The 5,367-nt window shown below is 71.0% G+C and carries 3 protein-coding genes; 1 reads left to right on the plus strand and 2 read right to left on the minus strand.

Annotation, left to right across the window (positions count from 1 at the left end; all coding sequences use genetic code 11):
- Nucleotides 1-109: 109 nt before the first annotated feature.
- Complete coding sequence (locus ACQKIP_RS38615; protein WP_365856243.1) at nucleotides 110-2,896, minus strand: molybdopterin-dependent oxidoreductase; 2,787 nt, start codon at nucleotides 2,894-2,896, stop codon at nucleotides 110-112.
- Nucleotides 2,893-3,717 (minus strand): FAD binding domain-containing protein, encoded by an 825-nt coding sequence (locus ACQKIP_RS38620; protein WP_365856241.1) that lies wholly within the window; start codon nucleotides 3,715-3,717, stop codon nucleotides 2,893-2,895. The genes ACQKIP_RS38615 and ACQKIP_RS38620 overlap by 4 nt, the downstream gene beginning before the upstream one ends.
- Nucleotides 3,718-3,949: 232 nt before the next feature.
- On the opposite strand from ACQKIP_RS38620, the gene ACQKIP_RS38625 reads away from it, so the two are divergent.
- The coding region (locus tag ACQKIP_RS38625; RefSeq protein WP_427745215.1) for a PucR family transcriptional regulator ligand-binding domain-containing protein at nucleotides 3,950-5,367 on the plus strand (1,418 nt) is incomplete at its 3' end.

Below are 5,367 nucleotides of genomic sequence, written 5' to 3' on the forward strand. Positions count from 1 at the left end.
CGAACACGCATGGTTGTGCTCCTTCAGGTGGAGGCGAACACTCCACTCGTTCTCCGCACGGCGACCGCCATAACACCCGTGCCCCGAAGGAACCACTCAGGCCACCCGCTCAGGTCAACGAGGCAGGGGCCGCCTGCCGGTCCATCGCCAGCCAGACCCGGTCCCGGGTCACCGGCATCTCGGTGAAGCGGATGCCGGTGGCCTCGCGCAGTGCGTTGGCGAAGGCGGGGGCCACCGGGTTGAAGGGGCTCTCGCTCATCGACTTGGCTCCCAGCGGGCCGATCGCGTCGGTCGTTTCCATGAAGTGGACTTCGGTGCGGGGCACGTCGGCGTACTGCGGCAGGCGATAGCGCCGGAAGGCGGCCGTGGTCACCTCGCCGCGCTCGTCGAGCCGTACGGTCTCGAAGAGGGTGGCGCCCAGCGCCTGGGCGACTCCGCCCTCGATCTGACCGCGGCACTGCAGCGGGTTCATGACCTTGCCCGCGTCGGCGGCGTGGACGCTGCGCAGGATCCTCATCTCGCCGGTGTCCGGGTCGACGGCGATCCTGAACCACTGGGCGTTGAAGGCCACCGAGCGCGGGGTGCCGCCCCAGTGGCCCTCCGCCCTGAGCTCGTCCCGGGCACCTTCGGCGTGGGCCGCCTCGTAGAGCTCTTTCAGAGTGACCGTCTTTCCCGCACAATCGAAGCTTTCCGCGTCGAGCGTGCACAGATGACGGGCCACCCCGGTGTGCCGGGCGGCGAGGGTCTGCAGCCGCCCCGCCAGAGCTTGTGCGGCCAGCAGCACCGCCTTGCCGGCCACGACCGTCCCGGCCGAACCGAAGGCGCCGGTGTCGTGGCGCACCACGTCGGTGTCGGACTGGCGGATGGCGATCCGGTCCACGGTGGTGTTGAGCGCGCCCGCGGTGATCTGTTTGTGCACGGTGGTGGTGCCGTTGCCGAACTCGGCCGTGCCGACGGCGATGTCGTACGTCCCGTCGCTCTGGAGGCTGACGGTCGCGTCGGCGTAGTGGCCGCCGGGCGGACCGGTGGCGATCATCGCCATGGCCGTGCCCTGGCCGGTCAGCCACCCGGGCGGCACGTCGTCGGCGCTGCGGTCCTCCGCGATGGCCTTGCGGACGATGCCCAGGCACTGGGCAAGGCCGTACGAGGCGATGTGCAGGTCCTCCTCCTCGCCGATCGGGCTGACCATGGCATCGCCGGGACCGATGATGTTCTTCTCCCGGAAGGCGAGCGGGTCCATGTCCAGGCGGCGGGCCATCTCGTCCATGGCGGATTCGACGGCGAAGGTGACCTGGCCCAGGCCGTAGCCCCGGAAGGCGCCCGCGGGGACGCCGTTGGTGTAGACGGAGTAGGCGTCGACCTTCTTGTGCGGGGCCCGGTAGACGGCGAAGGATTCACCGACGCTGTGGAACATGACGGCGGGGCCGTGGTTGCCGTATGCGCCGGTGTTGGAGACCACCCGCATCTGGATCGCGGTCAGCGTCCCGTCGGGGCGGGCGCCCAGCTTGATGCGAATCGTGAACGGGTGGCGGGTGGTGGCGCCGTAGAACTGCTCGGCGCGCGTGTATTCGAGCTTGACCGGGCGGCGCAGCTTCAGCGCGGCCAGGACGACGATGTCCTCGGTCAGCATCTCCTGCTTGCCGCCGAAGCCGCCGCCCACCCGGCCTGCGACCACACGGACTTCGTCCTCGCCGAGGCCGTAGAGGGCACACAGCGCGCGGCGGGTCAGGAACGGGGTCTGGGTGCTGGAGCGGACGGTCAGGCGCTCCCCGCTGCCGTCGTCCCGGGGTTCGAAGTAGGCGACGCAACCGTGCGTCTCCAGGCTGGCGTGCTGGACGCGCTGGGTGCGGAAGGTCTCCTCGTACACGACCGCGGCTTCGGCGAACCCCTCGTCGGCACAGCCGATCTCGCCGTGCACCTCCCCGGCCACGTTGTTCTCGACGCGGGCGATCCGTACCTCCGGTCCCTTGCCGGCGTGGATGACGGGCGCCCCCTCACGCATGGCCTCCTCCGGGTCGGTGACGTGGGGAAGTTCCTCGTAGGTCACTTCGATGCGCCGGCAGCCCTCCTCGGCCGCCTGCTCGCTCACCGCGACGACGGCGGCGACACGCTGGCCGATGTAGCGGACGGTGTCGTCCAGGACGCGGGTGTCGTCGGGGTCCTCGGTGGGGTGCTCGTGCCGGGCGCTGGAGTACAGGGTGGCGGGTGCGTCCTCGTGGGTGAGGACGGCGTGGACGCCGGGGACCCGCAGGGCGGCGGAGGTGTCGATGGTGAGGATGCGGGCGTGCGGGTGCGGGGAGCGCAGCAGCTTCATGTGCAGGAGGCCGGGGACCTCGACGTCGAAGGTGTAGCGGGCGGTGCCCGTCACGATCTGGGGTCCTGCCGGGGCGCCGAGGCTCTTGCCCACCGCCTGTCCGGCGCAGGGGCGTTCGGTGTGCCGCACGCCGCGTACGGCGTCCTCGATGGCCCGGTACCCCGTGCAGCGGCAGATGTTGCCCTTGAAGGCCCGGGGGAGATCGTCCAGTTTGCCGTCGTCGTGGGCGCCGCCCTTCTCCTGTTCGAGGGCGGCCGTCGTCATCAGGAATCCCGCCGTGCAGAACCCGCACTGGAAGCCCTGGGCGTCCAGGAATTTCTGCTGTACGGGGTGGAGTTCACCGCTGTTGCCGGCCAGCCCCTCCACGGTGGTGACCGACCGGCCGTCGGCCCGTACGGCCGGGTAGAGGCAGCTGTGCACGGGCTCGCCGTCCACGTGCACGGTGCACGCCCCGCAGTCGCCCGCGTCGCAGCCCTTCTTCACCCCGAACCAGCCGCGCTCGCGCAGGTAGGTGCGCAGGCACTGGCCGGCGCGGGGCTCGGAGTCGGAGGTCTGGTCGTTGACCTGGATGCTGAAGCTCATCGCGCACCGTCCCTGGTGAGTTCGCGGCGGATCTGCTCGGCGAGGTGGAAGGCCATGTGCCGCCGCCACTCGGGCAGCCCGTGGATGTCGTCGAACCAGTCGGAGTCCCCCACCGCCGACGTGATCGCCCCGCGCAGCTGGGCCCGGTCCGGCGGCAGGGCGAACCAGAGGCGGACGGGGCGCCGGGTGGCGGCGGTGATGGTCACGGCCAGCGAACCGTCCAGTGGATCCAGCGTTCCGATGACAAGGGCGCCTGAGCGCCCGAGGCCGTAGAGCGACGCCTGCCGGAAGGCGGTACGACAGCGCAGCGAGCGGGCGGGGATCGTCACCAAACGCAACAGTTCCCCTTCGGCGAGGTCTTTGCGGCCGGCTCCGGTGACGAAGTCGGCGGCCTTCTTGCGGCGGAGCGAGCCGTCCTGGGCCTGGAGCAGGCACTCGCCGTCGAGGGCCGCAGTGAGGGAGATCATCGGTCCCGCGGGCAGGGCGTTGCAGAGATTGCCGCCGACGGTCGCCATGTTCCAGATCTTGAACGAGGCGAGGAAGGCGCGGCAGCACTGCTCGAAGACAGGAGCCGCCGCCGCGTCGAGCGTCCGTCCGAACCGGGACAGCTGCGCGATGGTGCAGGTGGCCGCGATCTCCAGCGACCCGTCGGGCAGTGTGCGCAGCGGTTGCCAGCCCATCCGGCTCAGATCCACCAGGCGGCGCAGCTGCGGCTGGGGCTCGGAGAAGAGGTACGTTCCGCCGCCCAGCCAGGCGTCGCCGGGCCGCCAGGGCTCGTGACGGCGTGCGTCACGCACGTCGAGCACCGTGTTCAGATCCATGACTCCCCCGTTGCGGGCCGTTGCTTTCCCCCGTCAGTGAAGCCCGGCCATCGGCTGAAAACGACTGGAGCGCAGCACGGAAATCCGCCGACCAGACCGGCCGCGCCTTGGTGAATCAGCCAAGAGGCAGGCCGCCTCTTCTTCCTTGCATTTACGATGACTCGACTCGCACTCACCTTGTGGATGTGAGAAGCCGGGGCGCGGGCCCGGTGGCCATACAAGGAGTCAGCACATGCACGTCGGAGACCTCCTCCGGATCGAGGGGCTCGATCTCACCCTCGTCTGGGGTGGCGAGAATCTGCTCAATCAGGCGGTCAGCGGAGTGACCGCGACCGATCTGGAGGACCCCACCCGCTTTCTCCAGCCGGGAGACATCGTGCTCAGCGGTCTCGTGTGGTGGACCGGAACGGACCACGGGGCCAGGACCGAGCGCTTCGTCTGCGCTCTTGCGGAGTCCGGAGCCAGGGCCCTGCTCGCCGGGGAGGAGACCCACGGCACCGTTCCCGCCGATGTCGCCGACTCCTGCCGCCGGCACGGCATCGCGCTCCTGGCCGTCCCGGCGCACACCAACTTCCGGGCGATCACCGAAGCCGTGTACCGGCGCCAGTGGGGCGATCTCAGCCGCCGCCCCGCGGACCACTTCGCCCTGCCCGAGAACGTGCGCGGCGAACTCGGCCGCCTCCTCGACCACGGCGCCGACGCCGGGGAACTGCTGGAGTGCGCCCTTGCCCCCTTCGGCGCACCCCCGGGTTACCTGCTCACCAGCAGCGGGCGCACCATCGCCCGCACCGCCGCCGCCCCCGCTCTTCCCGCCGCTCGCGCCGTGGAGCACCTGCGCGGCCTCTCCGGTGAAACGCTGCGCCTCCAGGCCGAGACGACACCGTACGACGCCTGGTATCTGCATGTGCCCCGGGCCGGCGGAGCACCGCCCAGGGCCCTGCACGAGATAGCCGAGGTCATGGTCCGGCACCGCCACCACCACGACCACGAACTCTCGGCGCGGCGCCGGACCGGACAGGAGCTGATCGCCCTCGTCGATGCGGGCGGCGCCGACATCGGTGCTCTGACCAACGCCCTCACGTCCTGCGGGGCACTCGCACAAGGCCCCTGGCAGATCGTGGTCATGGCCGCCGGTGCACAGCTGACGGACGGCGTCGCCGCCGAAGCGCTCACCGAAGCCCTCGATCACCTCTCCCCCGCGGCCTTCGCGGTCGGCACGACCCCGAACGCGCAAGCCGTCGCCGTCGTACGAAGCGGCGGCGGGACCGCCGCGTCCCTGCGCGAGCCCTGGCCCCTCCTGCACGGCTGCCGGCCCCAGGCCCTGCTGCACGCCGGAGTCAGCGCGCCCACCGCCGAGCCCACCGCACTCCGCGCCGCCCTCGCCCAGGCCCGCTACGCCCTCGCCGCGGCACGACACGACACACCGGCAAGCAGCCGGGTGACCGCCGTCGAGGAACTCTCCTCCCTGGATTCACTCCTGGCCGGCATCCCCGCCGACGTACGGACGGTCTTCAGCGCCACGACGCTGGGCCCGCTGGCCGACGGCGAACCGGCCTCGCACCACAGGCTTCTGGAGACCCTGGAGATCTTCCTCGCCCACAACTGCTCCTGGGCGCGCACGGCCGAAGCCATGCACCTGCACGTCAACAC

Source organism: Streptomyces sp. NPDC059900, from assembly GCF_050270335.1.
Classification (GTDB): domain Bacteria; phylum Actinomycetota; class Actinomycetes; order Streptomycetales; family Streptomycetaceae; genus Streptomyces.

What these genes read in the sequence shown, in the direction of transcription:
- ACQKIP_RS38620 (WP_365856241.1), bottom strand. Translation starts at nt 3,717, where the DNA reads ATGGATCTGAACACGGTGCTCGACGTGCGTGACGCACGCCGTCACGAG.
- ACQKIP_RS38615 (WP_365856243.1), bottom strand. Translation starts at nt 2,896, where the DNA reads ATGAGCTTCAGCATCCAGGTCAACGACCAGACCTCCGACTCCGAGCCC.